Source organism: Sanguibacter biliveldensis, assembly GCF_033798665.1.
Taxonomy (GTDB): domain Bacteria; phylum Actinomycetota; class Actinomycetes; order Actinomycetales; family Cellulomonadaceae; genus Sanguibacter; species Sanguibacter inulinus.
In genome coordinates this window covers 463,173-489,198 of the sequence record NZ_CP138359.1, presented here as the reverse complement: position 1 = coordinate 489,198, position 26,026 = coordinate 463,173, and the positions used below count along the sequence as shown (strand labels likewise).

At 71.0% G+C, this 26,026-nt stretch carries 19 protein-coding genes; 8 read left to right on the top strand and 11 right to left on the bottom strand.

Going from position 1 to position 26,026, the window contains the following annotated elements:
- The first annotated feature begins 51 nt into the window (after window positions 1-51).
- Window positions 52-807: a winged helix-turn-helix domain-containing protein gene (locus SANBI_RS02125; protein WP_319158503.1), complete on the top strand. Its 756-nt coding sequence runs from the start codon at window positions 52-54 to the stop codon at window positions 805-807.
- A gap of 241 nt (window positions 808-1,048) precedes the next feature.
- On the opposite strand, the gene SANBI_RS02120 is transcribed toward SANBI_RS02125, so the two are convergent.
- Entirely contained in the window at window positions 1,049-1,354 is a 306-nt protein-coding gene (locus SANBI_RS02120) for a DUF1540 domain-containing protein (protein WP_319158501.1), read from the bottom strand.
- A 310-nt stretch (window positions 1,355-1,664) separates the two neighbouring features.
- On the opposite strand from SANBI_RS02120, the gene SANBI_RS02115 reads away from it, so the two are divergent.
- Window positions 1,665-2,381 carry a SanA/YdcF family protein gene (locus SANBI_RS02115; RefSeq protein WP_319158499.1) on the top strand — a complete coding sequence of 239 codons (717 nt, stop codon included), beginning with the start codon at window positions 1,665-1,667 and terminating at the stop codon, window positions 2,379-2,381.
- Between the two features lie 238 nt (window positions 2,382-2,619).
- Here the strand turns inward: SANBI_RS02115 and SANBI_RS02110 are convergent, their stop codons facing one another.
- The 5 genes from SANBI_RS02110 to SANBI_RS02090 all read right to left on the bottom strand — a co-directional run bounded on the left by SANBI_RS02110 (window position 2,620) and on the right by SANBI_RS02090 (window position 7,938).
- Complete coding sequence (locus SANBI_RS02110; protein ID WP_056135714.1) at window positions 2,620-3,090, bottom strand: heat shock protein transcriptional repressor HspR; 471 nt, start codon at window positions 3,088-3,090, stop codon at window positions 2,620-2,622.
- Window positions 3,091-3,093: 3 nt separating this feature from the next.
- A complete protein-coding gene (locus SANBI_RS02105) occupies window positions 3,094-4,086 on the bottom strand; it encodes a DnaJ C-terminal domain-containing protein (protein WP_319158497.1) in 993 nt (330 codons plus the stop codon).
- Between the two features lie 167 nt (window positions 4,087-4,253).
- On the bottom strand, window positions 4,254-4,817 hold the full coding sequence (locus SANBI_RS02100) for a nucleotide exchange factor GrpE (RefSeq protein WP_056135707.1): 564 nt from the start codon (window positions 4,815-4,817) through the stop codon (window positions 4,254-4,256).
- Window positions 4,814-6,673, bottom strand: a complete 1,860-nt coding sequence (dnaK, locus tag SANBI_RS02095; RefSeq protein ID WP_319158494.1) for a molecular chaperone DnaK — start codon at window positions 6,671-6,673, stop codon at window positions 4,814-4,816. The genes SANBI_RS02100 and dnaK overlap by 4 nt, the downstream gene beginning before the upstream one ends.
- Window positions 6,674-6,987: 314 nt before the next feature.
- Complete coding sequence (locus SANBI_RS02090; RefSeq protein ID WP_319158492.1) at window positions 6,988-7,938, bottom strand: cold-shock protein; 951 nt, start codon at window positions 7,936-7,938, stop codon at window positions 6,988-6,990.
- 165 nt (window positions 7,939-8,103) lie between these two features.
- Here SANBI_RS02090 and SANBI_RS02085 point away from each other — a divergent pair, with 165 nt between their 5' ends.
- Both SANBI_RS02085 and SANBI_RS02080 read left to right on the top strand, forming a co-directional pair.
- Window positions 8,104-9,960 (top strand): glycoside hydrolase family 3 protein, encoded by a 1,857-nt coding sequence (locus tag SANBI_RS02085; RefSeq protein WP_319158490.1) that lies wholly within the window; start codon window positions 8,104-8,106, stop codon window positions 9,958-9,960.
- Window positions 9,961-10,411: 451 nt separating this feature from the next.
- A complete protein-coding gene (locus SANBI_RS02080) occupies window positions 10,412-10,861 on the top strand; it encodes a hypothetical protein (protein WP_319158488.1) in 450 nt (149 codons plus the stop codon).
- Window positions 10,862-10,987: 126 nt separating this feature from the next.
- Here the strand turns inward: SANBI_RS02080 and SANBI_RS02075 are convergent, their stop codons facing one another.
- The 3 genes from SANBI_RS02075 to SANBI_RS02065 all read right to left on the bottom strand — a co-directional run bounded on the left by SANBI_RS02075 (window position 10,988) and on the right by SANBI_RS02065 (window position 14,207).
- A complete protein-coding gene (locus SANBI_RS02075; protein WP_408669752.1) occupies window positions 10,988-11,806 on the bottom strand; it encodes a cation transporter in 819 nt (272 codons plus the stop codon).
- An 8-nt stretch (window positions 11,807-11,814) separates the two neighbouring features.
- Window positions 11,815-12,147 carry an ArsR/SmtB family transcription factor gene (locus SANBI_RS02070; protein ID WP_319158486.1) on the bottom strand — a complete coding sequence of 111 codons (333 nt, stop codon included), beginning with the start codon at window positions 12,145-12,147 and terminating at the stop codon, window positions 11,815-11,817.
- A 182-nt stretch (window positions 12,148-12,329) separates the two neighbouring features.
- Window positions 12,330-14,207, bottom strand: coding sequence for a hypothetical protein (locus SANBI_RS02065; RefSeq protein ID WP_319158484.1), 1,878 nt, complete (start codon window positions 14,205-14,207; stop codon window positions 12,330-12,332).
- A 131-nt stretch (window positions 14,208-14,338) separates the two neighbouring features.
- Here SANBI_RS02065 and SANBI_RS02060 point away from each other — a divergent pair, with 131 nt between their 5' ends.
- Entirely contained in the window at window positions 14,339-17,893 is a 3,555-nt protein-coding gene (locus SANBI_RS02060; protein ID WP_319158482.1) for a chitobiase/beta-hexosaminidase C-terminal domain-containing protein, read from the top strand.
- A 74-nt stretch (window positions 17,894-17,967) separates the two neighbouring features.
- Window positions 17,968-19,185, top strand: coding sequence for an amidohydrolase (locus SANBI_RS02055; RefSeq protein WP_319158480.1), 1,218 nt, complete (start codon window positions 17,968-17,970; stop codon window positions 19,183-19,185).
- Between the two features lie 94 nt (window positions 19,186-19,279).
- Here SANBI_RS02055 and SANBI_RS02050 read toward each other — a convergent pair whose 3' ends face one another.
- Window positions 19,280-19,927 carry a CatB-related O-acetyltransferase gene (locus SANBI_RS02050; RefSeq protein ID WP_319158477.1) on the bottom strand — a complete coding sequence of 216 codons (648 nt, stop codon included), beginning with the start codon at window positions 19,925-19,927 and terminating at the stop codon, window positions 19,280-19,282.
- A 183-nt stretch (window positions 19,928-20,110) separates the two neighbouring features.
- Here SANBI_RS02050 and SANBI_RS02045 point away from each other — a divergent pair, with 183 nt between their 5' ends.
- Together SANBI_RS02045 and SANBI_RS02040 are read left to right on the top strand one after the other, a co-directional pair.
- Window positions 20,111-21,169, top strand: coding sequence for a LacI family DNA-binding transcriptional regulator (locus SANBI_RS02045; protein WP_319158475.1), 1,059 nt, complete (start codon window positions 20,111-20,113; stop codon window positions 21,167-21,169).
- Between the two features lie 130 nt (window positions 21,170-21,299).
- Window positions 21,300-25,487: a glycoside hydrolase gene (locus SANBI_RS02040; RefSeq protein ID WP_319158473.1), complete on the top strand. Its 4,188-nt coding sequence runs from the start codon at window positions 21,300-21,302 to the stop codon at window positions 25,485-25,487.
- A 155-nt stretch (window positions 25,488-25,642) separates the two neighbouring features.
- Here the strand turns inward: SANBI_RS02040 and SANBI_RS02035 are convergent, their stop codons facing one another.
- Window positions 25,643-25,888, bottom strand: coding sequence for a hypothetical protein (locus SANBI_RS02035; protein ID WP_056135667.1), 246 nt, complete (start codon window positions 25,886-25,888; stop codon window positions 25,643-25,645).
- Window positions 25,889-26,026 lie beyond the last annotated feature (138 nt).

The following is a 26,026-nucleotide window of genomic DNA, read 5'->3' as shown; positions in this document are numbered from 1 at the left end:
GGACCGATCCTTCCTGCCACAGGTGCAGGACCCGCACACCCGGAGACAGCCATGACAGCGACCGCAGAGCTCGCAGCATCCTCAGTCACACGTACCCCGACATCGACGTCCACCGCGCAGGACACCACTCGAGGCGACGCCGGGGCGCCACGACCACAGCAGGGCTTCGTCCTGTGGGTCGGGGTCGACCCGGACGGACGCGACCAGCGCACGGCAGAGATCGTCGAGCTGGCCGAGGCTCTCGGCGAGCTCGCCCGCGAGCTGTTGCCCACGGCCGAGACCTTCACGGCACTCTCGCTCGGTGAGACGTCCGGAGGCAGGGGCGGCGGGCGGGCAGGAGAGCTCGGTGCGCTCCGCGACAGGCTCGCCCACCTCCAGCTCGTCGAGCGCACACCTGCGGTGCAGGACAGGGCACCGGCGTCCGGATCCGGGCACGACGCGGTCCGGCCTGCCGCAGCCGGGTCCGACGCGGTCCAGCCTGCCGACACCACGCCTCGGCTGTCGATCGACCTGCCCTCGCGTCGGGTCTCGGTGCACGGGGTCGAGCAGCGGCTGACCTACAAAGAGTTCGAGCTGCTCGCCTATCTCGTCACCTCCGCAGGACGCGTGGTGCCGCGCAGCGAGCTGTTCGCCTCGGTCTGGCAGTCCCGCGCGACCGAGCCGGGGTCTCGCACGATCGACGTCCACGTCCGACGGCTGCGCGACAAGCTCGGTCTGCAGCTCGAGATCCTCACTGTCCGCGGGGCGGGGTACAGGTTCGAGCCGTCCGCAGAGGTCTCGGTCGTCCAGGTCCGCCAGGCGGGGTGAGGCTGCCCCGAGGGGTGCAGCCGTGCTCAGGTCACCCCTAGGCCGTCCATCCCTCGCGACCGGCTCCCAGACGCAGACAGCCGGCCCACCAGAGGTGGACCGGCTGTCGGTGCTGTGTCGCTGCGCGCGGGTGGGGGCCGACGCGTCCGAGCCCGGCGAGAGGTTCAGGACGCTGGCGCGCTGCGGGTCCCAGCAGGTGCGCTCGTCGTGAGACTGCGCAGGTTCGAGGACCTCGGTGGGGTCAGCGTGCTGTGTAGGTGAGGCAGTCCGCGAGGTCGTCCGTCGAGGCGCCCGCACCGATGCGGATCGAGGAGGCCGAGCACTCGAGCGCGACGTTGTGCACGCACTCGGAGCGCTGGCAGGCACCGACCTGGCCGACGACCTTGTCGAGGCCGCCCTTGGCGCTCAGCGGGATGAAGGTGACGCACTCGGCGGCACCGGCGTGACCGGCGACGGTCACGGCACCGGCGTGGCAGCCGTCGTGGTTGTATCCGCACGACGCGACGGAACACTCGCTGACGTGGGGCAGATCGAGAAGTGCACTCATGATTCCTCCAGCTGTGATGACGATGCTCTCGGTGGCACGTGGGGGTTCTGACGTGCTTTCTCGACCACCGTAGACCGCTCGAGAAATGCTGTATAGCAAGCAAGGACTTACTTACCTGGTGCTATTTCTCCCGTGAATAGCGCACATTGTTGTTGCTTAAACGGCCTGACCTGGTGGTCCGCCGGGGCAGGCCCGGGCGGCGTCCGACCCACGTCCGCGCACGGGACCTGCGCACCTCCCCCGCACACCCCAGGCTCCCTCGCGACCTGGACGGCGACCTGCACCGCGACCTCGCACCTACGATGGAGGCATGGCATCTCCCCGACCTCCGCGCCCCTCGTCCGGCGGTGTCGTCGGGGTCCTCCGGAGCCGACGGGCACGAGTCTGCCTCGGCGTCGTCGCCGGTCTCGCAGTCCTCGCCGTGGCTGGCCCCGTGGTGTTCGTGCAGGCACGCGCCGCCGACCACATGTACACGGCCGACGACGTCCCCGCGACACCTGTGGCCCTCGTCTTCGGGGCCCGCGTGTACGAGGACGGCACCCCGTCGCAGTTCTTGCGAGCGCGTCTCGACCTCGCCGCGGAGCTCTACGCAGCAGGCTCGGTCGAGGTCCTCCTCGTCACCGGGGACGGACGCCCCGACCACCATGACGAACCTGCGGCGATGAGCAGGTATCTCGTCGAGCAGGGTGTCCCCGAGACGGCGATCGTCCAGGACCCCGCGGGATTCGACACCTACGACTCGTGCGTGCGCGCCGACGAGGTCTACGGGGTGCGTGAGCTCACCGTCGTCACGCAGAGCTTCCACCTCGCCCGCGCGGTGACGACCTGCCGCTCCGTGGGGATCGAGGCTGTCGGGGTCGGCGACACCACGGTCAAGTCCCGACGGACGACCTGGGCCAAGACCACCGTGCGCGACCAGCTCGCTGCCATGAAGACCGTCGTCGACCTGGTCACCGACCGTCAGCCGCTCCTCGGCCCACCCGACGACGCCGTCCAGAACGCACTGGCCGACAGCCCGACCCCCTGACCTCTGCCCTCTGCCCTCTGCCCTCTGCCCTCTGCCCTCTGCCCTCTGCCAGCCTGCGGTGGGCGACCGTCGAGATCGTGACTTCGGAGCGAGATCGGGCTGGAGAAGGATCGATCTCGCTCCAAACTCACGATCTCGCAGAGTTCGCCGCGCCTGCGCCGCCGCGGAGACGTGCGGGGGCGTGATCAGCGATCCGGGTCACCGCCACGCCCAGCGCTTCGGCGACGCCACCGCGGCGTCAGCGCTGGGGGCGCCAGAGGACGAGGGCGGCGCGGTCGTCGGCGTCGACGACGGTCTCGGTGCCGCGTCGCCAGCCGACCCTGCGCAACCGGCGTCCGCCGCGGACGGCGACGACGTCGCCCGAGGACGCAGCCGTGAAGATGCGCGACCCCGGGTCTGCGGCGGCCGCCAGCAGCTCGACGCGATGCTCGAGCTCGCGGACCTGCGTCTCGAGGTCGAGGATGCGCTTGATGCCGGCGAGGTTGATGCCCTCGTCCTGGCTGAGCCGCTGGACCTCGACCAGCTGGTGGATGTCGCGCCGGGAGTACCGACGACCGCGCCCGGGCGAGCGCCGGGGCGAGACGATGCCGAGCCTGTCGTACTGCCGCAAGGTCTGCGGGTGCATGCCGGCGAGCTCGGCAGCCCGCGAGATGACGAAGAGAGGCTCGTCGTCCCGGGGCGCCGGGTCGCTCGTCCCACGGTGCGCCATCGTCTACTCCTTCGCTCGAGCCAGGAGGTCTTCCCGGACGTTCTCACCGCCCGTGGCGGCGGCGAAGGCCTCGACCGCCTCGCGGGCTGCCTTGGAGAGCTTCTGCGGGACCGCGACCTGGACGGTGACCAGCAGGTCGCCCGTCTGCTTCGCGGTCTTGACGCCACGGCCCTTGACGCGCAGCACGCGCCCGGACGGGGTGCCCTCGGCCACCTTGACCTTGACGGTCGAGCCGTCGAGGGTCGGCACCTCGAGCTGGGTGCCGAGCGCGGCCTCGGGGAAGGTGATCGGCACGGTGATCCGCAGGTTGTGCCCGTCGATGCTGAACACCGGGTGCGGGGTCACCGTCACGGCGACCACGAGGTCGCCGGCGGGTCCTCCGCCGGTGCCCGGACGGCCCTTGCCGCGCAGGCGGATCTTCTGGCCGTCGCGCACCCCGGCCGGGATGCGCGCGGTCATCTGGCGCCCGTCGACCGAGAGCGTCACCGTGCAGCCCTCGACGGCCTCGCGGAAGGGCAAGGTCGCAGCCGTCGTGAGGTCCTGCCCGGCCTGGGCCCGCGCCTGAGGGCGGAACCCGCCCTGCGCGGCGCCGCCGCCGAACATCGAGCTGAGGATGTCGTCGAAGCCGTCGGGCATGCCGCCACCGCCGGTCGAGTACTGCTGGCGGCCGCCACCACCGCCGCCGAACATGCCGCCGAAGACGTCTTCGAAGCCTGCCGAGCCGCGACCACCCGAGCCTGCGGAGAACCTGGCTCCGCCGCCGGCCATGGCGCGCACGGCGTCGTACTGCTGACGCTGCTCGGGGTCGGAGAGCACGGAGTACGCCTCGCCGATCTCCTTGAACTTCGTCTCGGCCTTCGGGTCGCCGGCGTTCTGGTCCGGGTGGTGCTGGCGCGCCAGCTTGCGGTACGCCTTCTTGATGGACGCGTCGTCGGCGTCCTTCGAGACGCCGAGCGCGGCGTAGAAGTCTTTCTCGATCCAGTCCTGACCGGTCAAGGCGTCTCCTCTCCTCGTGACGTGAGCGACGCCTGTGTGCTCACTCGTGAATGCTGTCTGAAAGATGTGGGCCGGCGTGGGCCGGCGAGCCGTGCCCGCGGTCGGCGGGCCACGGCCGGATCCCGGGTCTGGTCGCGGTGGCGACCAGACCCGGGATCAGCGGTGCGTCAGGCCTCGGGGCCGACGACGGCCACGCGTGCGGCTCGCACGACGCGGTCGCCGATGCGGTACCCGACCTCGACGACGTGCTGGACCGTGGTGGTCTGCGCGTCGGGCGAGGTCTGGTGCATGAGCGCCTCGTGGACGGCGGGGTCGAACTCCTCCCCCACCTCCCCGTACTGCTCGACACCGAAGCGGGTGAGCGTCGCGACGAGCTTGTCCGCGATCGACTCGAAGGGACCTGTGAGGTCTCCCGCCTGGCGGGCCCGCGAGACGTCGTCGAGGACGGGGAGCAGCCCGACGAGCAGCTCCTCGATGCCCCGTGCACGTGCCGCCTCCTGCTCGCGCTTGGCGCGCTTGGAGAAGTTCACGTACTCCGCGTTGAGCCGCTGGAGGTCCGAGAGGCGGTCGGCCGACTCGGCCTGCGCCTTCTCGAGCTCCGTGAGCTCGGCCGCGGGTGCGGGTGCTGCGTCGACGTCGAAGGCCTCGGCGGAGGGCTCGAAGTCGAGACCTTCCAGGGGGTCGTTGCCTTCGGGCGTGTTCTCGGCGCCCGTGCCCTCGTGGCTGGTCACTTCTTGTCGTCCTCGTCGTCGACGATCTCGGCGTCCACGACGTCCTCGTCAGAGGAGGTCGACGACGCGTCGGCGTCGGCCGGTGCGCCCTCGCCGGCCTCGGCCTGCTGGGCGTAGAGCGCCTCGCCGATCTTCTGCGCCACGGTGTTGAGGTTCTCCTGCTTGGCCTTGATCTCAGCGATGTCGGTGCCCTCGAGCGCCGTCTTCACCTCGTCGACAGCAGTCTGGACCTCGGTGCGGACCTCTTCCGGGAGCTTGTCCTCGTTCTCCTTGAGGAGCTTCTCCGTCGAGTACGCGAAGGACTCGGCCTGGTTGCGGGTCTCGGCCTCCTCGCGGCGCGCCTTGTCCTCGGCTGCGTGCTCCTCGGCCTCGCGGACCATGCGGTCGATGTCTTCCTTCGGCAGCGCGGAGCCACCGGTGATCGTCATCGACTGCTCCTTGTTCGTGCCGCGGTCCTTGGCGGACACGTGGACGATGCCGTTGGCGTCGATGTCGAAGGCGACCTCGACCTGCGGCACGCCGCGCGGCGCGGGAGCGATGCCTGTGAGCTCGAAGGTGCCCAGCGGCTTGTTGTCGCGGGCGAACTCGCGCTCACCCTGGAACACCTGGATGAGGACGGAGGGCTGGTTGTCCTCGGCGGTCGAGAAGATCTCGGAGCGCTTGGTCGGGATGGCCGTGTTGCGCTCGATGAGCTTGGTCATCACGCCGCCCTTGGTCTCGATGCCGAGAGACAGCGGGGTGACGTCGATGAGCAGGATGTCCTTGCGCTCACCCTTGATGACTCCAGCCTGGAGGGCAGCACCGACGGCGACGACCTCGTCCGGGTTGACGCCCTTGTTGGGCTCCTTGCCACCGGTGAGCTCCTTGACGACGTCCGTCACCGCGGGCATGCGGGTCGAGCCACCGACGAGGACGATGTGGTCGATGTCGCTGATGGAGACGCCTGCGTCGCGGATGACGGCGTGGAACGGTGCCTTCGTCCGGTCGAGGAGGTCCTGGGTCATCTGCTGGAACTGCGCACGCGTGAGCTTGGAGTCCAGGTGGATGGGGCCGTTCTCGCTCATCGAGAGGTACTGCATCGAGATGTTGGTGCTGGTGGCCGAGGAGAGCTCCTTCTTGGCCTGCTCAGCAGCCTCGCGCAGACGCTGGAGGGCGATCTTGTCCTTGGACAGGTCGACACCCGAGGAGTTCTTGACCTCCTTGATGAGGTGCTCGACGATCCGGCTGTCCCAGTCGTCACCACCGAGGCGGTTGTCACCGGAGGTCGCGCGGACCTGGATGGTCGAGAACTCGTCCTCGTCCTTGCCCACCTCGAGGAGGGAGACGTCGAAGGTTCCACCACCGAGGTCGAAGACGAGGATGAGCTCGTCCTCCTTGCCCTTCTCGAGCCCGTAGGCGAGAGCAGCCGCGGTGGGCTCGTTGACGATGCGCAGGACGTTGAGGCCCGCGATCTGGCCGGCGTCCTTGGTGGCCTGGCGCTCGGCGTCGTTGAAGTACGCGGGGACGGTGATGACGGCGTCGGTCACCGGCTCGCCCAGGTACTCCTCGGCGTCACGCTTCAGCTTACCGAGGATGCGCGCGGAGAGCTCCTGCGCCGAGTACTTCTTGTCGTCGATCTCGACCGACCAGTCGGTGCCCATGTGGCGCTTGACCGACGCGATGGTGCGGTCGACGTTGGTGACGGCCTGACGCTTGGCGATCTCGCCGACGAGGACCTCGCCGGTCTTGGAGAACGCGACGACGGAGGGGGTGGTGCGAGCGCCCTCGGCGTTCGCGATGACTGTGGGCTCGCCACCTTCGAGGACTGAGACGACGGAGTTGGTGGTACCGAGGTCGATGCCGACTGCACGTGCCATGGGTGATGCCTTCCTTCCGAGCGGCGGCCGGGTCGCGGTGCTGGTGCACCTGCGTCGCCCGTCCGACGAGCTGATTGAGTCTGTTCCACTCAAGTCTGCACCCGGCTCGATCGGAGAGCAAGCCGTCGGGGTCAAACTTGAGTCTGCTTGGCTCAACCTTGGATCGCTCGATCGTATTCCCACCGCGCGCTGGCGCGGCTCCGACGCTGCGCGCGGAGTGGTCGCCCGACTGGGCGCGGCGGGATCACCGCCGCGCCCAGGCCGGCCCAGCCCGCTCGTCGCGGCCCGGGCACGGTCAGGACGTCGGGCCTCGCTCAGGCCAGGTCGACCCGGTCCGCCTGCGGCCCGCGGTCACTCTGCCGCACCTGGAAACGGACCCTGTCACCCTCGTACAGCTCCTGGCCGTCCCGCACGACCGAGACGTGCACGAAGAGGTCGGGGCCGCCGGAGTCTGGCGTGATGAAGCCGAACCCGCGGTCCGCGTCGTAGCGCGCCACGACCCCCTCGCCGCCGCGCGCCGGGGTGCGAGACGCCTCCGGACGCCGTGACGAGTCGCGGCCCGGGGCGCTGCGCGCACCTCGGCCGGTCCCGCCCACGACCCGGACGTCCTGGGCCTGCGGACCACGGTCGCCGGGGACGACGCTGAAGCTCACGCGCTCGCCCTCGACCAGCTCGGTGGCACCACCGGCGAGCGACCGGGCGTGGACGAAGGCGTCCGGCTCGCCGGAGTCGAGGGTGACGAAGCCGAAGCCCTTGCCCGCGTCGTACCAGCTCACGGTGCCGTCAGCGCCGTCAGCGCCGCTGGGGCCCGCAGCCTGCGCGCTGGCGGCCTGGGCGCCGAGCGGCAGGAGGTGGTCCGCCTGCGGCCCCTTCTCGCCCTCGACGACGAGGAACGCGACCCGCTGCCCCTCGGCGATCACACCCCCGCCGACGATCGCCGAGCTGTGCGCGAAGATCTCGGCACCTCCGCCGTCGGGCGTGACGAAGCCGTAGCCCTTGGCCGGCTCGTACCAGGTGACGGTGCCGAGCTGACCCAGGGCCGCGTCGACGGCGACGTCACCGGTGATCTTGACGCTACGGGCCTGCGGGCCACGGTCGCCTTCGCCGATCTCGAACTCGACGGACTGCCCCTCGCGGAGCGACTGCGTCCCGTCGTCGTTGCCGACGATCTCAGACGCGTGCACGAACAGGTCCTCGGCGTCGTCGAGGGCTAGGAAGCCGAACCCTCGCTCGGCGTCGAACCAGCGGACGGTTCCCTGGGGCATGACGGACTCCTCATGTTGACGATGGTTGCTGCTCCCAGTCTCCCTGATGGCGGTCCGGTCCCGGAGCACCACCGCAAGCCGGACATGTATACGCTTACATCAGACCTCCGCGCCGTCTCCGCTCCCACTGCGGCCCCGGCGACCCCTCGGACCGAAGGACCTGACGTGCCCACTCCCCTGACCACCCTGACCGCCCCCGACGGGACAGTCTTCCGCGACCTCGACAAGGACGGCGTCATGGCGCCCTTCGAGGACCCGCGCGAGCCCGTCGAGGCCCGGGTCGACGACCTCCTCGGCCGGATGACGCTCGAGGAGAAGGCCGGTCTGATGTTCCAGACCGTCATCGAGACGAGCCCGGACGGCTCCCTCGTCGAGCAGACCGGTGCGATCAGCAAGTCCCCGACGACGGTGGTCGTCCAGGAGAAGCTGCTCAACCACTTCAACGTGCACGTGCTGCCCGAGGGGCGCCTCGCGGCCCGCTGGCACAACAACCTGCAGGCCCTCGCCGAGCAGACACGCCTCGGCATCCCCGTGACGGTCTCGACCGACCCGCGGCACGCCTTCCACGAGAACACCGGGGCGTCCTTCGCAGCCGGGTTCTTCTCGCAGTGGCCCGACTCCCTCGGCCTCGCGGCGATCGGCGACGCCGAGCTCGTCCGCGAGTTCGCCGACGCCGCCCGCCAGGAGTACCTGTCCGTGGGTATCCGCGCTGCGCTGCACCCCTGCGTCGACCTCGCGACGGAGCCTCGCTGGGCCCGCCAGCTCAACACCTTCGGTGAGACGTCCCAGCTCGTCAGCGACTTCACGGCCGCGCATCTCGACGGGTTCCAGGGACCCGGCGGAGAGCTGACCGCCGAGTCGGTCGCCTGCACCACCAAGCACTTCCCGGGCGGCGGACCGCAGAAGGACGGCGAGGACGCGCACTTCCCCTACGGCCGCGAGCAGGTCTACACGGGCGGGACCTTCGAGGAGCACCTCGCCCCCTTCAAGGTCGCCCTCGAGCACAAGACCTCGGCGATGATGCCGTACTACGGCATGCCGGTCGACCTCGTCGTCGACGGCGAGCAGATCGAAGAGGTCGGCTTCGGCTACAACAAGCAGATCGTCACCGGCCTGCTCCGCGAGAAGATGGGCTTCGACGGGGTGGTCGTCACCGACTGGGAGCTCGTCAACGACAACAAGGTCGCAACGGGGCAGGTCCTCCCGGCCCGCGCGTGGGGTGTCGAGCACCTCGACGCACCGGGGCGCATGGAGAAGATCATCCACGCGGGCTGCGACCAGTTCGGCGGCGAAGAGTGCCCCGACCTGCTGGTCCAGCTGGTCCGCGAGGGACGTGTCACCGAAGACCGCATCGACGCCTCCGTGCGCCGCCTGCTCCGCGTGAAGTTCGAGCTCGGGCTCTTCGACGACCCCTACGTCGACGAAGACGCCGCTGAGGCGATCGTCGGCCGCGCCGACCTCGTCGCCGCCGGCCTGTCCGCACAGAGCCGCTCGGTCACCGTGCTCAAGAACGGTGACGTCGACGGCCGTCCGGTCCTGCCGCTCGGCGGTGACCGGCGCGTCTACGTCATGGGCATGTCCGCCGAGGAGGCCGCCCGTCTCGGGACAGTCGTGACCGACCCGGCCGAGGCCGACGTCGCCGTCGTGCGCGTCAACGCCCCGTGGGAGCACCGCGACTCGATGTTCCTCGAGGCGTACTTCCACCAGGGGTCGCTCGACTTCTCCGCCGAGACCGTCGCTGAGATCACGGCGCTCGCCGCACAGGTGCCCGTCGTTCTCGACGTCATGCTGGACCGGCCGGCGATCCTCACGCCGCTCGTGGACGTCGCGACGGCGATCGTCGGGACCTACGGCACGTCCGACCCTGCGCTCGTCGCAGCACTCACGGGCGAGGTCGCGCCCGAGGGACGCCTGCCGTTTCAGCTGCCCCGCTCGATGGAGGCCGTCGCGGCGTCGCGCCCGGATGTCGCGTCCGACACTGCGGATGCTGTGTTCGAGGCCGGGCACGGGCTGCGGATCTGATTCGAGATGGCTCGGGGCCGGTCGACTGTCGGCCGACCCCGAGCGGTGCGCGTCAACGGCCAGTCCTCTGACTGCAGCCCAAGATGTCGAGTGGTCGCTCGGAACGCAGCCCACACCCGCAACAAGGCGACCAGGCCGTCGTCGCGGATATTAGACGTATTGTCATTGGATGACCGATACGCAGGACTCGTTCGAAACCCTAGTTGCCGAGGGGCATGTCACTCCACCGACGATGCCCTCCATCCCTCCGGCGGCTCCCGGGAGCCGGCCGACACGCAACGTCCTGGAAAAGATCCGCGAGGACCGGGTGTGAGCGCGGCCCAGCAGATCGACATGCCTCTCGTCACACCGCCCAGCTGAGCCAACCTGCTCCGGCCGGCCCTACCGGGGCTCCACGGCACGGGTGGGCGGCCTCCACGTCCTCTCCGCACGCCGCTCGTATCATTCAGCCATGACCAGTCGTGACCTGCGCCGAGCCCTCTCCACAGCCATCGTCGCGGTCCCCGTCATGACCATCGTCGGGTGGATCTTGGGTCTGCCAGCATGGAGCCAGACCGACCCACCGCCGAACGCCCTCGTCGGGGCGGCGTGGGGCGCTGTGATCGGCGTCGTCCTCAGCCTCCTCTCGGCCTTCGTCGCGGGGGTCCGAGAGTCGCTCTGGGCCGCACCCCCTGCTGGCGAGGAGAGTGCGGTGTACCGGACGGAGCAGCGAGCGGTGCGCGACGCCGTGGTCCGGACCTTCCCGACCGCCCTCACAGTGCTCGCCGTCGCCGCGGGGATCAGCGCACTGTCCCCTGCGATCGTGGGTCGGCTTACGCCTGCCATCGGGGTCGTCGTGGTGATCGTGCTGTTCCGCGCGCGGGTGGCGAGCAACCGCAAGGACCTCTCGCTCGACGAGTGAGCTCGACGACGTCGAGAGCAAGAGGTCGCATGGCGAGCGACCGTACTGACGGGCGCGCGGGAGCGGTGACGGCCGGTCAGGGACGGCAGGCTGTGCGGCGATCGGGGCAGCCGCCCCGCACCCGGGCTACGCTCCGCCGCAGCAGGAGCACCCGTCGTCGGCATCGCGCGCTCTCGTCACGGAGCCGTCTCGGGTGACGTCGTCCACGAGCCCGACGGGGAGCACGCCGGCCTGGGCGGCGAGCAGGCTCTGCGGACGCGCGGTCGCCTCCGACCTGTCCTCACCCGGCGCTGCGGTCTCGCACCCGTGCAGCGCCGCTCCAGGCGCGCAGCACCCGTCGCCGCGCCATGCCTGGAGGCCCTCACGGACGGCGATGGCCGCGATGACCAGCGCCGCGACCGGGTCGGCCCAGGACCAGCCGAGCAGCGAGTTGAGCAGCAGCCCGACGAGCAGCACAGCCGAGAGATAGGTGCAGAGCAGGGTCTGCTGGGAGTCGGCGACGGCGGTGGCGGAGCCGAGCTCGCGACCTGTGCGGCGCTCGAACCACGAGAGGAAGGGCATGACCGCGAGGCTGACTGCCGCGAGGACGATGCCGGCGGTCGAGTGGTCGGGGTCGCTCCCGCCGAGCAGGCTGCGGACCGAGTCGACCGACACGAAGAGCGCGAGGCCGAAGAAGGACAGGGCCACCACCCGCAGCGCGACGCGCTCACGGGTCTCCGGGTCGGGGGCGCTGAACTGCCAGGCGACGGCAGCGGCGGAGAGCACCTCGACGATCGAGTCGAGCCCGAACCCGACCAGGGCCGCCGACCCCGCGACGGTGCCTGCCGAGATCGCGACGACAGCCTCGACGACGTTGTAGGTGATGGTGACAGCCACGACCCAGCGGACGCGGCGTTCGAGGACGCTGCGTCGGGCAGCCGTCAGCGGAGCAGGCGCCGTGCGCACGTCGGCGCTCACGAGCAGGTGCACCCCTCGTCGGAGCAGCACGCTGGGTCGACGCGCAGCACCAGCTCGAGGAGGTCGCCGAGCGCGGGGCCGAGGTGCGCGTCGGTCAGGGTGTAACGGGTCCGGCGACCGTCAGGCTCACCCTGGACGAGACCGCAGCCGCGCAAGCATGCGAGCTGGTTGGACATGACCTGCCGCGAGACGCCGAGGGCCTCGGCCATGTCCCCCGGGTACGCGGGGCCCTCACGCAGGACGAGCAGGATCCTGGCGCGCGTCTCGTCGGACAGCGCGTGCCCGAGACGCGCGAGCGCGGCAGTGTGGTTGAGGGTGACGGTCTCCATGCGACGACTGTACAGACAGTGATGTATTCACGGAACCCTGTACCGCCGGATGGGGCTACGAACGGACGATCCTCCGAGGCCGCACCCCGGACAGAAGCCGGCCGCCCCGACGCCAGGTCGCACCGCCTGCCCCAGGTCGCACCGTCCGCGCCCAGGTCGTACGACCTCGCGGACGACCGGGGTCAGGCTGGTTGGTCTGCCCGGCCCGCGCGCAGCGCGAGCCGGTCTGTAGCCACCAGACACAGGGCGCCGAGCACCACGCACGGCACCAGCACCCCGAGCGGCGCGACGAGCCCGAAGGGCACGGGGGCGAGCTCCTGCGCCGGGGTCGCGGCGGCACGGACGAGCATCGGGGCCGAGGTGTCGGAGCCGTAGGAGACGACGAGCGGCCAGAGGTACTGCTGACCGTGGACCCACGCCACGACGAGACCGCTGAGACCGACCAGACCGAGGACCGGCGCGACGGCAGAGCGGACAGCCCCTTCGACACCCGCGTCCCGGCTGCGCCGCAGGTCGGCGAAGACGAGCGTGAAGAGCACGAGGAGCGGGACGCTGACCCACAGCGGCGTCACGAGACCACGAAGGGTCCCGAGCGTGCCCTCGTCAGCACCAGCCTCGAACAGCGCGGGCAGCAACGACGTCGTGCCGACCAGCAGGAACGGCGAGAAGGCCAGCAGCAACCACTCGCTGCGGCGCCCGGCGGGCCGCAGGTATCCGATGCCGAAGCCGCCGACGACGGCGAGAACCACGACGATCAGACCGGTCAGCGCAGAGGACAACCACGTGGTGATCTGGAGCGTCGTCGAGTCGATCGACGGTGCGACCTCGGTCTCGAGGATCCCCTGCAGCCACGGCCACGACACGACGACCGAGGCGATGGCGAGTGCAGAGACGAGGACGACCGAGAGCACCGAGGCGACGGTCGTCCGCGACTCCGTACCGTCCCCGGCGCCAGACGCACGGCCGGCGCTCGCTGCCGGCTGCGCTCCGGCCCCGGTCGCAGCCGCAGCCGACCCCGCGCCGGCTCCTCTGCGACGCAGACGGCCGAGCAGCCTGACCCCTCCCGCACCCGCGTCCCGCGGCACGATCTCCACCCGGAGCCGCGTGGCGAGCACCAGAGCCACGAGCAGCACGCCGACGAGCACCGTCGGCACGAGCAGCAGCGCGAGGGCAGCGCTGCCCGTCGGCAGGTCGTAGCGCAAGAACACCCACTCGTAGACGAGCATGCCGGGTGTGGTGGTGCCACGGTCTGCGAGGTCCGCGGTGAGCAGCAGCGGGACCGTCGTGACCATGAGGCTCAGCGTCGTCACGGCGAGCACGACCACCGCGGTCACGACACCCGAGGCCGCCCAACCAGCACGCGAGACCGCAGACCGACGCATCGCGGCGAGGTACAGGGTTGCCGAGAGCGCCCCGACGAGCCCGACGACAGACAACCCGGCGATGACCACGAGCTCGGCCTGCGAGCCGCCGACCTCCTGCGCACGGCGGAGCGTCTCGGCCGAGCCGCCACCGCGCTGCGTCCCCCACTGCGCGACGTAGTAGGCCACCGGGCTGAAGCAGAAGAGCGGTACGGCAAGCAGCCCGCGGCTCACCAGGCGGGTGGCGCGCCCGGCCCGCGACGCCACCGACGCGACGAGCGGTCCGAGCACGAGGGCCGCGGCGAGCGGGACGATCGAGTAGCCGAGGGCGCGTCCGACCGACGCACGGAACTCGTCGTCGTCGAGGACTGCCGAGAAGTTGGCGCCACCGACAGAGCCGGCCACCTCGAAGAAGGCGACGGCGTCGCGGGTCGCGAGCTGCACGAGGCGCAGGGCGGGGAGCAGGTACTGGAGGACCGCGAGCGCGAAGAGCGCGACGACGACGAACCAGCCGGCGAGGCGGGCATTGCTCATCCGACGGGAGGCACGAGGGGCGTCGACAGCAGAGGGCTCGTCCGAGACCGTGCGTCCGGAGTCGACCTGGACCTTCTCTGACGCACGCGCTCCGGCTGACGGCGAGGCCGGCCCGACCTGCTCGTCCGTCGGCTCTGGGACTGGGGCGGGGGTCGTCTGGTCCATCGGGCGACCGTAGCAGCGATCGTTGACACCCTCGTCCAGCCGCGGATACCGTGCGGATGTTCACGTAAACATCTCCCCGGTGCGCACTGTCGCGCCCCGGCCGGTCGAACCCCCAGTCCAGGACGGACCCCATGACGACGACGTCACGCCGCACCCCCGCCCCGTTCCACCCACCCCACCTCCAGCACGACCAGCAGCACCGTCGCCTCCTCGGGCGCCCCCTCGTCGCTGCCGTCACGGCAGCTCTCGCCGCGACGGCCCTCGCCGCCGGCCTCGCAGTCCCCGCAGCGGCCGCTCCGTCGCGCCTCCCCGTCCCGGCGTCTGCGGTGTCCGAGGCCCTCGCCTCGCTGCGGGCTGGACCCGACGCTCTCGGGTCCCTGGCGCTGGCCGCCGTCGCAGCCGATGCCCCCACGGCGCTCGCCCGACCCGTCGTCCTCGCCACCTACACCGGCGAGACCCCCGCGCTCCCGGCGCAGGTCGAGGTCACCGCCCCGAGCGGCACCCGCCTGGCCGACGTCGTGTGGGACTCGGGCGAGTACGTCTTCGACCAGCACTACAGGTCGGTCATGGTCTCCGGGACCGTCGAGGGAAGCCTGGCCGTCGAGGCCCAGGTCGACGTGGTCCCGCGCGGTGTCGAGTACCTGGTCGACTCGGGCGGCGCCCAGTCCACACCGCCCTTCGACGCCGTCGCGGCGCTCGCCGGGCCCACGGGCGACGACACCCTGCGGCACACCGTCGCCGACCAGCAGGCGTCGACGGGCTGGGGCTACGTCAACGACGGCGACGCCTACCTCGGACTGCGAGCCTCGACCAACCCTCTCGACAAGGACGCGGGCGGCCTGTGGGCCCGCGGCAGCGGAGTCTCGTCTCGCCCGATCGTCTACAAGGTCCCCCTCGAGGCAGGCGAGCACACCGTCACCGCAGGCTTCCGCGAGTGGTGGAGCGGACCTCGGACCATGTCGGTCACGCTCGTCTCCCCCTCGGGCGCCCGTTCGGTCGTGACCCCCGAGGTGACCGTGAGCAACGCCTCCGGCCGGACGACCGCGATGGTCTCGGCGACGGTCACCGTCGACCAGACCGGCACCTCTGAGCTCCGCGTCGAGCGCGCCGCAGGCAGCGAGGCCCCGACCCTCGGGTGGTTCGCCGTCGCGGCCGGTCGCGTCGACGTCGACACCGCACCCGTCGTGGTCGCCGCACCGACCATCACCCCGGGTGACGGCGCCTACTCGACCGCGCAGACCGTCTCGGTCTCGACAGCCACCCCCGGCGCCTCCGTCTACGTGACGACAGACGGCTCCGAGCCGACCCGCACCCACGGCACGCTCTACACCGAGCCCTTCGTCCTCGACTCCACCACCACGGTCAAGGCCCGGGCGATCCGCAACGGGACCGCGAGCGCAGTCTCGACAGCACGCCTGAGCATCGAGCTCGTGCCCGAGGGCGGCTACGACGCCGTCCCCGTGGGCAAGACGTGGTTCGACACCGACGGGAACCCGGTCCAGGCGCACGGCGGCGGCTTCCTCGAGAAGGACGGCTGGTACTACTGGGTCGGCGAGAACAAGTCCCACGACGGCGCCGTGCTGCTCGGCGTGAGCCTGTACAAGTCTCAGGACCTCAAGAACTGGCAGTACGTCAAGGAGCTCGTGACCCAGGACACCGCACCTGAGCTCGTGGACTCCAAGTGGGAACGACCCAAGCTCGTCTACAACGAGAAGACCGACACCTTCGTCCTGTGGGGCCACTGGGAGCGAGCGGGCGACTACTCCGCCTCGCACCTCGTGGTGGCCACGAGCGCGACGGTCGACGGGGACTACACCTTCGTCAAGCACTTCCGTCCGGGCGTCGGCGAGGTCACGACCGAGCACGAAGACCCCACCTACACGGGCGGCGACGACCTCTGGGGCTACGGCTCACGCGACTTCACGGTGTTCAAGGACCCGGACAGCGACAAGGCGTACCTGCTGTCCTCAGAGGACCACACGAGCATGCGGCTGTACCCGTTGACCGACGACTACGCGGACGTCGACTGGGAGGCCTCGTTCCCGGTCTTCGAGGGGCAGGGCCGTGAAGCACCCGCCGTGGTGAAGATCGGGGAGTACTACCTGGCCTTCACCTCGGGGCAGTCCGGCTGGTACCCGAACCAGACGCGGGTCGCGTGGACCAAGGACATCGCCGACCCCGACGGGTGGTCCGACCCTGTGCTCGTCGGCAACAACACGTCGTTCTACAGCCAGCCGACCAACATCATGACGATCGACCGCCAGGACGGTGGGCGCGAGTACGTGTACATGGGCGACCGCTGGAACTCGAAGAAGCTCGGGGCCTCCACCTACGTGTGGCTGCCGCTGAGCATCGACCCTGCGGACCCGTCCACGGTGTCGCTCGACTACAGACCTGCGTGGAGCCTCGACTCGGCGACGGGGGCGATCGACTACCCGGAGGACCCGCTCGTCTCGCAGGGGAAGCCCGTGACCGCAGACGCCGTCGACGAGGCGCACGCCGCCTCGGTCGCCAACGACGGTGAGTACACGAACACCGCGACGTGGGGTGACAGCTCCGCGTACTTCCAGCCGACGGGTGTCCCCTTCAGCTGGACGGTCGACCTCGAAGAGGTCCAGGACCTCAGCCGGGTGGACCTGAGCTTCCGCAGCTACGACGGCTCGGAGTCCTACCACGGGTACACGGTCTCGGGCAGCGTCGACGGCACGACGTGGACGCAGCTCGTCGGGCAGCTCGGCAACACCACGGTCGGCTTCACGAGCGACCCGCTCGCCGGGCAGTACCGCTACGTGCGGCTCGACGTGGCGCAGGTGGTCAACTCGCACAACGGCAACGCCGCAGCGTGGGCGGCCGGTCTCGTCGAGGTGCAGGTCTACGCCCACGAGGAGGTCGTGGTGCCCGGCACGGTGACCATCGACCTGCCGCAGCCGGCCGGGACAGGGTGGTTCACGACCACCCCGTCCCTCGTCGTGACACGGGACGACGCCCAGCCGGTCGACGCCCAGCCTGTCGACCCACAGCTCGCGCAGGCCGAGGCCCCCGGAGCGATGGCCCTCGCCGCCGCGCCAGGCGCTGAGTACAGGCTCGACGACGGCGACTGGCTGCCGTACACGGGTCCCGTGCCTGTCGGTGACGGCAGGCACGTGGCACAGGCGCGGGCGACCGACGACGGTGTTCCCTCGACCGAGGTCACCGAGGCGACCCTCGACGTCGACACGACCGCACCGACCGCCGCGGCCTCCGTCGACGCCGCGCGCCTGCTCACGGTGACGGCTGCCGACGACACCTCGGGTGTCGCCCGGGTGGAGTACTCGCTCGACGGTGGTCCCTGGGCGACTGCCTCCGCCCCGGTCCAGCTCGGGGATGCCGCCGTGCAGGTCAGGGCACGGGCGGTCGACGTGGCCGGGCTCGTGAGCCTGGTCTCCGAGACGAGCGTGCCCGCGCTCGCGGTCGGCCCCGAGCCGACGGTCGACCCGACCGACGGCACGACCGCTCCTGCGGTGCCCGGGACCGGGCCAGGTGAGGGCGGTGGAGCCGTCGGCACCCCAGCAGGCAGCAGCACCGTCGGAGCGTCGGGCCTGGCAGCCACAGGCACGTCGGTCGCCGTCGTCGCCCTCGCCGCCCTGCTGCTCGCCGCGGGTGGTGCGCTCGTCGTGCGCAGGAACCGGAGGACGCACCAGCGATGACCTCGGGAGGTGACACCTGTCGGGCCAGGCTCGACCCCTGGTCTGGCCCGACAGGTGGCCCTAGGCTGCGGAGCATGGGCATCGACCTGGAGAGCGTCTACCGCGACCTGCACACCCACCCCGAGCTCGGTTTTGCCGAGACCCGGACGGCCCAGGTCGCCGCAGGCCACCTGAGAGACCTCGGCCTGACCGTCACGACGGGGATCGGTGGAACGGGCGTCGTCGGTGTCCTCGAGAACGGCGAGGGGCCCGTCGTCGCGCTGCGCGCCGACATGGACGGCCTGCCCGTCGAGGAGCGCACGGGTCTGGGCTACGCGAGCACGGTCCGGGCTGTCGGCCCCGACGGCACCGACGTCCCGGTCATGCACGCCTGCGGGCACGACGTGCACGTCACGTGCCTCCTGGGTGCTGTCGAAGACCTCGTCACCCGGCGCGGCACGTGGTCCGGGACGCTGGTCGCCGTGGTCCAGCCCGCCGAGGAGCTCGTCGCCGGCGCGCAGGCGATGGTCGACGACGGTCTCGTCGAGAGGTTCCCGAAGCCCGACGTGGTCCTCGGGCAGCACGTCGCCCCGCTCCCCGCGGGGATCGTCGGGCTGCGGCCGGGACCGACGATGGCCGGCTCGGACTCGGTCACCGTGACCTTCCACGGGCGCGGCGGGCACGGTTCTCGCCCGCAGACCACGGTCGACCCTCTGCTCACCGCGTGCCACGCCGTCGTCAGGCTGCAGAGCATCGTGTCCCGCGAGTCCGAGCCCGGCGAGATCGTCGTGGTCTCGGTCGGTGCGATCCACGCGGGCAGCGCCGACAACGTCGTGCCCGCCGAGGCGACCCTCAGCATCAACGTGCGGACCGTGAGCGACAAGAGCCGCACCCGGGTGCTCACCGCCGTGCGCCGCATCGTCGAGGCCGAGGCCGCCGCGGCCGGCATGACCACCCCGCCGACCGTCGTCGAGAGCAAGCACGCACCCGCGACGATCAACGACGAGGCGGCGACGGCCCGCGTCCGGGCGACCTTCGTCGAGACCTTCGGCGAGCAGGCCGTGATCGACCCGGGGACGGTCACCGGGAGCGAAGACGTCGGCGCGATCGCCACCGCAGCCGGCGCCCCGCTGGTCTTCTGGTTCTTCGGAGGGGCAGACCCCGCAGCCTTCGCCGCCGCCGCGGCAGCGGGGACCCTCGACAGCGACATCCCGAGCAACCACTCGCCCTTCTTCGCCCCCGTGGTCCAGCCGACCCTCGACGTCGGGGTCGCCGCGCTCAGCGCCGCGGCACGGGAGTGGTTCGGGCGGTAGCGGTTCGGGCGGAGCAGTTCGGGCGGTAGCGGGGCCCGGTCTCGCACGGCGTCCCCCAGGACCCGCCCCGCAGCAGTGCCCTGGGGCTGCTCCGTCAGGGCCCGCTCACGGCCTCGAGCTCCTCGACCGTCCCCGCCATGATGGTCCTCTGGTGCGCGGTCACCTGCTCCACGGGCCAGTCCCACCACGCGACGGCGAGCAGCCTGTCGACGGTCGCGTCGTCGAAGCGGCGTCTGATCAGCCGCGCCGGGTTCCCGCCGACCACCCCGTAGTCGGGCACGTCCTTGACGACCACCGACCCGGCCGCGACCACTGCGCCGTGACCGATCCGGACCCCGGGCATGACCGTGACACCGTTGCCGAGCCACACGTCGTTCCCCACGACGGTGTCGCCGCGGCTCGGCAGGTCGACGAGCAGGTCGACGTTCTGCGCCCACGACCCGCCCATGCTCGGGAAGGGGAAGGTCGAGGGACCGTCGAGCCGGTGGTTGGCGCCGTTCATGAGAAACCGGACCCCGGTCGCCAGGGCGCAGTACCGGCCGATCACGAGGCGCTCGGGGCCGTAGTGGTACAGCACGTTGCGGGTCTCGAAGGCTGTCGCGTCGTCGGGGTCGTCGTAGTAGGTGAAGTCACCGACCTCGACGAGGGGCGAGGTGACCAGAGGCTTGAGCAGCACGACACGCGGCTGGCCCGGCATCGGGTGCAGGGTCGACGGGTCGGGCGGGGGCTGGACTGACGTCATGGGGTGATGTCCTCCGGTGTCGGGGCATGTCTGGGCACGGCGGGCTGAGACGAGGCAGCATCCAGGATCGCAGCGATCCTGCGGGACCTCCCGTGATTTTCTGCCCCTCAGGTCCGGCCCGGCGCGCTCCGCCCGGGGCGTCGGTCCGGCAGCAGCCACGTCCGCCGGTCCTATCATCGGTCCATGACCTCCGGCGACAGCACTGCCGAGCCCACGGCCGGGCGGGCTCCGCGTCCCCGCTCGGGTCCGTCGATCGCCGACGTCGCCGCCCTCGCCGGGGTGTCGTCCCAGACCGTCTCACGGGTGTCGACGGGCGCCGAGAGAGTTCGTCCAGAGACCCGCGAGCGGGTGCTCGCCGCGATGGCCGAGCTCGGCTACTCCCCCAACCACGCCGCCCGGGCGCTGCGGTACGCGCACTTCGAGACCATCGGCGTGATCGCGCACAGGCTCGCGCGGACCGGTGAGGCCCGCACCTTCGAGGCCGTCGTCGAGGCCGCCCGCCTCGAGGGCTACACCGTCACCCTCGTCGACGTGCAGAGCCCGTCCTCGGACGACCTCACCGCCGCGGCCGCGCGGCTGACGCACCAGGCGATCGACGGGCTCGTGATCATCCGCGCCGAGGAGCAGAGCCCCGAGACCCTCGCGCTGCCCGCGCGGATGCCCGTGGTCGTCTCCGACTCACGCTTCGTCACGCACCACCCGGCCGTCGCGACGGACCAGGCCGCCGGGACGCGCGCCGCCGTCGAGCACCTGCTGAGCCTGGGCCACACGACGGTGCACCACCTGGCGGGCCCGGCCGACTCCTCGCCCGCCGGGCTGCGCGTCGACTCGTGGCGGGCGTGCCTCGTCGAGGCGGGGCGCCCGGTCCCCCAGATCGTCCGGGGCGACTGGTCGGCGACCTCGGGCTACGAGCAGGGGCTGAAGATCGCCCAGGACCCTGAGGTCACGGCGGTCTTCTGCGCCAACGACGAGATGGCTGCGGGCCTCTACAGGGCGCTGCACGAGAGCGGGCGGAGCATCCCCGAGGACGTGTCGGTCGTCGGTTTTGACGACATCCCGCTCGCCGAGCACCTCTGGCCCCCGCTGACGACGGTCGCCCAGGACTTCCACGCGATCGGGCAAGAGCTGGTCGACCTGCTGCTGCGCCAGATCCGCGACGGCGACAGCCTCACCGACGTGCGCTCGCTGCTGCCTGTCGAGCTCGTCGTCCGGGCGAGCACAGCACCGCCGGCCACACACTGAGCAGCTCCTCCAGCGGGTGAGACCCGCGCCTGTGCACCTTGACATGTTTACGTAAACATCGCAGGATCGTCGGCAGGTGCGCCAACGTCGGCGGACCCTCTTGTCCCATCCAACGGCGGAAGGTACACCGATGAACAGCACCCCCTCGCGGACGAGGAGGTCCACCGCGGTCGTCGCGGCCGCAGCACTCTGCGCGGCCGGTCTCGTCGCCACGGTCCCAGCAGCAGCACCAGCGCAGGCCGCGCCGACACCTGTGGTCATCACCCCGAACCCGGCCGTCCCCGGCCCGGAGTTCCAGGGCTGGGGCACGAGCCTCGTCTGGTTCGCGAACGCGACCGGCGACTACCCCGAGGAGATCCGCGAAGAGCTGTACCAGCTCCTCTTCGGCGAGGAGGGGCTCGACCTCAACGTCGCCCGCTACAACATCGGTGGTGGCAACGCCTCCGACGTCCCCGACTACCTCCGCCAGGGTGCAGCCGTCGAGGGCTGGTGGAAGGACGACATCGCGGGGTCCGAGGCCACCGGGGTGCCGACCACCTACGCAGAGCGTGACGCCTACCTCAAGGCCTGGGACGCCGACGACGACGCCTCCTACGACTGGGAGTCCGACGCGACGCAGCGCTGGTGGGTCGAGAAGCTCGCCGAGACGCGGGACGACATGGTCTGGGAGGCCTTCAGCAACTCCCCGCCGTACTTCATGACGAAGAGCGGGTACGTCACCGGGTCGATGAACAAGACCGACGAGCAGCTGCTCCCGACCGACGACGCCCCGCAGAAGTTCGTCACCTACCTCACCAAGGTCACCGAGCACCTCGAGGACACCTACGGCATCGAGTTCTCGACCGTCGACCCCTTCAACGAGCCGTGCAACGGCTACTGGGGCACACCGGCTCTCGGTCAGGACGGCTGGCCCAAGACCGGCGGGACCGTCCAGGAAGGCGCACAGATCTGCCCCGGCACCGGCGCGAACGACCAGCAGAACGTCATCGACCTGCTCTCCGCCACCCTCGCCGGGTCGAGCACAGACGCGATGATCTCGGCCAACGACGAGACCAACCCCGGCCAGTTCGTCAACGCCTGGAACCAGTACGACGCCCAGACCCGCGCCGCCGTCGGCCAGCTCAACGTGCACACCTACGGCACCGGCAGCCGCCTGCAGGCCCGCGACATCGCCAAGACCAACGACAAGCCGCTGTGGATGAGCGAGGTCGGCGGCGACTTCGTCGGGACCGGCTTCAACACCACGACCATCACCGGTGGTCTGGGCATGGCCCAGCGCATCACCGACGACCTCCGTGAGCTCGAGCCGAACGCCTGGGTGTTCTGGCAGGAGGTCGAGGACTACTACAACATGGAGAAGGTCGAGAACCTCAACTGGGGCTCGATCTTCATCGACTTCGACTGCAACGAGGCCGGCACCGTGGGGTACTCCGAGCGTCGGCTCGCGGACGCCGGGTGGACGAGCGGCGAGCCGCTGCCCGACTCCGCGAAGTGCAAGATCGTCACCAACTCCAAGTTCAACACCGCGCGCAACTACACCCAGCACATCCGTCCGGGCGACCACGTCGTCCCGACGAACAGCACCCAGTCGACGGCGGCCGTCACGGCCGACGGCACAGGCGCCAACATCGTGCACATCAACGACTCGACGGCCGCCCGCTCGGTGACCCTCGACCTGTCGAAGTTCGGCGAGATCGCCGCAGACGCGACGGTCACCCCCGTCGTGACGACCGAGGTCACCGACCCCGAGCACCCCGAGAAGAACGCGCTCGTCGAGGGCGCCCCCGTCGCGATCGCCCCCGGCGCCACGTCCGTGACCATCGAGATCCCGGCACGCTCCGTGACGACCTTCGTGGTGGACGGCGTCTCCGGCGTCGCCGAGGGCTCGCTCCCCGTCCAGGACGGCGAGACCTTCCAGCTCGTCGGTGCCGGCTCCGGCCGTGCGCTGACCGCCGGTGCGACAGGCGCGAGCATCACCGACCTCGCCACCACCACCTCGGCGGTCGGGTCGCAGCTGTGGACCACGCACGCGCTCCCGCAGGGCAGCGGCAGCCACGCGCTCCGCTACGTCCTCGAGGCGGCTGACGGCCGGGTCCTCGGTGCGACGTCCTCGGGTGTCGCGCTCAAGACCCAGAGCATCGCCGACGCCCTGACGGACCCGTCGTCGTGGTGGGCCCTCAGTACGACAGACGGCTCGACGTGGTCCTTCGCGAGCGGGTCTCGCTCGCTCGCCCTCGAGGTCGGGGGCCAGGCGACCGCGAACAACTCAGGGGTCAGCCTCTGGCAGTACGGCGGCGGAGCGCACCAGCGCTGGACCGTCCGCGACACCAGCATCGTCAGCGTGCCCGACGTCGCCGTGAGCACCGTCGCCGGTGTCGAGCCGACCCTGCCTGGCTCTGTCGTCCCCGTCTACTCCTACGGCAACGGCGTGGCCGCCCCGGTGACCTGGCAGCTGCCTGCAGCCAGCACCTGGGACACTCCCGGCAGCGTGACCGTCACGGGCACAGGCGCCGACGTCTTCGGGAGCACCTTCGAGGTCCGCGCGGTCGTGGACGTCGGCGGGTTCACCTCGACCGACCCCGTCTCCGTGACCACCTACGCCGGTGCGAGCCTGGCATCGGTCCAGGCCAGCGCGCCTGCCACGGTCCCCGCGCAGGTCGGGGCCTCCGCGCAGCGCTTCGACACCCCTGTCGTCTGGGACTGGGCAGGTCTCGACGACGCGTCCTTCGCCGCCGAGGGGGTCGTCACCGTGCCCGGCACGGCCGAGTCCAACGACCCGGCCGGTGACCCCGTGCCGGCCACGCTGTCGGTGATCCTCACCGCCCCGACGCTGACGAACGTCGCGCCGCAGGTGTCGAGCGCCGTCGCCTCGAGCTTCGAGAGCGGATACCCGATCGACCGCACCTACAACCTCGCCACGGGCGACAAGGGCTGGTCCAACTGGGTCGGCTCGAACAAGCCGACCACGAGCACACTGCAGTACAGCTTCGCGGCACCGCAGGACGTCGAGACCGTCTCGACGTACTTCTTCAAGGACGGCGGCTCGACCACCTGGGCCCAGACCATGACCGTCGACTACCTCAACACCGACGGCACGTGGTCCCGCGTCCCCGAGCCGGCCCTGACGGTCGAGGCACCCGCCGACGGCACAGCGCCGAAGGTCGACGTCGACCTCGGCGGCGTCCGGACCACGAGCGTCCGGCTCACGCTCAACGCCTTCGCGAACACCCACATGATCGTCTCCGAGGTCGAGATCTACGCGACCACGGCCTCGGTCTCCACGGTCGCCGACCTCGGCGCGCTGCGTGTCGACGGCTCGGCTGTCGACGGGTTCTCCCCCGACGTCGAGGCGTACACGGTCACGACCGCAGGCGCTCGCTACCCGCAGGTCTCTGCGGTGCCTGTGGACTCGTCCGCCACCGTCACGGTCGAGCAGCCGACCGAGGCGACCGACGGCCTGGCCACGGTCACCGTCACGGCTCCTGACGGCGCCACCACCCGCAGCTACACCGTGGACGTCGACCGCCAGGTCAGCGTCTCGGCTGTCGCCGTGGCCGGTGACCCGACCGTCGGGGCGACGGTGACCGCGACGAGCGTCACCGACCCCGCCGACGCGACGGTCTCCTACAGGTGGCTCGTCGACGGCACGGAGGTCACCCCGGGCACAGACGGGGCCACGCTCTCGCTGGCCGACGTGGCGGTCGGAGCCTCGGTGACCGTCGCCGCGACGGCAGAGCGTGACGGCTTCGCGGGCTCTGACGAGGTGCTCAGCGCGCCCGTCGTCGTCCGTGCCGTCGTCCCGGACCCCGAGCCGGAACCGACAGGACCGGAGCCCACCCCGGGACCGACCGACCCGGAGCCCAGCCCCACCGGCCCCGTGCCCACGGAGCCCGCTCCCACCAGCCCGACCCTCCCAGGTGCTGACGTGCCCTTCTCCGTGACGCTCTCCTCGGCGAGCGTCCGGGCTGGCGGCACCCTGACCGTCGACGTCGCAGGAGCCACCCGCGACGGCTCGGTCGAGGTCTGGCTGCACTCCACTCCCGTCAGGCTCGCGGTCGTCCAGGCCGACGCGTCGGGCGTGGCCAGCCGCACCGTCACCATCCCGGCGGCTACCGAGACCGGGACGCACCGTATCCAGGTGGTCGACACCACGACGGGCTTCTCAGTCTGGTCGGGCGAGCTCACCGTCACCCCGGCAGCAACCGGGCCCGGGCTCGCCTCGACGGGTGCCGAGGTGACGTCGCTCGCCGTCGTCGCGCTGCTGCTCCTCGGTGCGGGCACGCTCGCCGTGCGTCGCCGTCGTCTCGCGCTGGACTGACCGAGACCGTCGCGAAGGACGAGCCTCACCAGCACTACCAGCTCCACCAGCACGGCACAGGCCGGGCCCCCGCTCCTCGCGGGTGGCCCGGCCTGTGCCGTGCTGCCTCGGGTCACGCTGCAGGTCCGCCCGCTGGCGGGCGGCCTGCCGTGGCCTCAGTGCTTCGTGTGCTTCTTCGCTGCGTCGACGGCCTCGGCGACCTTGTCCTTGAGGACGGCGCTCTGGTCCTTCGCGACCTCGGCGGCCTTCTCCTGGACGCTCGAGACCGCTGACTGGACCGAGTCAGAGGCCCAGACGTCACGGGCGTGGGTCTTGATCGACTCGAAACGACGACGGCCGGCCCGGGCTCCCAGGACATACCCTGCGGCGAGCCCGACGACGAACACCAACTTGGACTTCATGAGCTTCTCCTTGCCCTGCTGCGATCTACGGTCGGGGGACCCCGGTCGCCTGGCACTGCTACGCCGCGACCTGGCGGGGACTCGAGCGTACGTCCGGGCCGTTGACCACGCAGGACGAAGCAGCAGCGTGGCACCGGG

What these genes read in the sequence shown, in the direction of transcription:
- SANBI_RS02125 (WP_319158503.1), top strand. Translation starts at nt 52, where the DNA reads ATGACAGCGACCGCAGAGCTCGCAGCATCCTCAGTCACACGTACCCCG.
- SANBI_RS02120 (WP_319158501.1), bottom strand. Translation starts at nt 1,354, where the DNA reads ATGAGTGCACTTCTCGATCTGCCCCACGTCAGCGAGTGTTCCGTCGCG.
- SANBI_RS02115 (WP_319158499.1), top strand. Translation starts at nt 1,665, where the DNA reads ATGGCATCTCCCCGACCTCCGCGCCCCTCGTCCGGCGGTGTCGTCGGG.
- SANBI_RS02110 (WP_056135714.1), bottom strand. Translation starts at nt 3,090, where the DNA reads ATGGCGCACCGTGGGACGAGCGACCCGGCGCCCCGGGACGACGAGCCT.
- dnaK (WP_319158494.1), bottom strand. Translation starts at nt 6,673, where the DNA reads ATGGCACGTGCAGTCGGCATCGACCTCGGTACCACCAACTCCGTCGTC.
- SANBI_RS02090 (WP_319158492.1), bottom strand. Translation starts at nt 7,938, where the DNA reads ATGCCCCAGGGAACCGTCCGCTGGTTCGACGCCGAGCGAGGGTTCGGC.
- SANBI_RS02080 (WP_319158488.1), top strand. Translation starts at nt 10,412, where the DNA reads ATGACCAGTCGTGACCTGCGCCGAGCCCTCTCCACAGCCATCGTCGCG.
- SANBI_RS02070 (WP_319158486.1), bottom strand. Translation starts at nt 12,147, where the DNA reads ATGGAGACCGTCACCCTCAACCACACTGCCGCGCTCGCGCGTCTCGGG.
- SANBI_RS02065 (WP_319158484.1), bottom strand. Translation starts at nt 14,207, where the DNA reads ATGGACCAGACGACCCCCGCCCCAGTCCCAGAGCCGACGGACGAGCAG.
- SANBI_RS02060 (WP_319158482.1), top strand. Translation starts at nt 14,339, where the DNA reads ATGACGACGACGTCACGCCGCACCCCCGCCCCGTTCCACCCACCCCAC.
- SANBI_RS02055 (WP_319158480.1), top strand. Translation starts at nt 17,968, where the DNA reads ATGGGCATCGACCTGGAGAGCGTCTACCGCGACCTGCACACCCACCCC.
- SANBI_RS02050 (WP_319158477.1), bottom strand. Translation starts at nt 19,927, where the DNA reads ATGACGTCAGTCCAGCCCCCGCCCGACCCGTCGACCCTGCACCCGATG.
- SANBI_RS02045 (WP_319158475.1), top strand. Translation starts at nt 20,111, where the DNA reads ATGACCTCCGGCGACAGCACTGCCGAGCCCACGGCCGGGCGGGCTCCG.
- SANBI_RS02040 (WP_319158473.1), top strand. Translation starts at nt 21,300, where the DNA reads ATGAACAGCACCCCCTCGCGGACGAGGAGGTCCACCGCGGTCGTCGCG.
- SANBI_RS02035 (WP_056135667.1), bottom strand. Translation starts at nt 25,888, where the DNA reads ATGAAGTCCAAGTTGGTGTTCGTCGTCGGGCTCGCCGCAGGGTATGTC.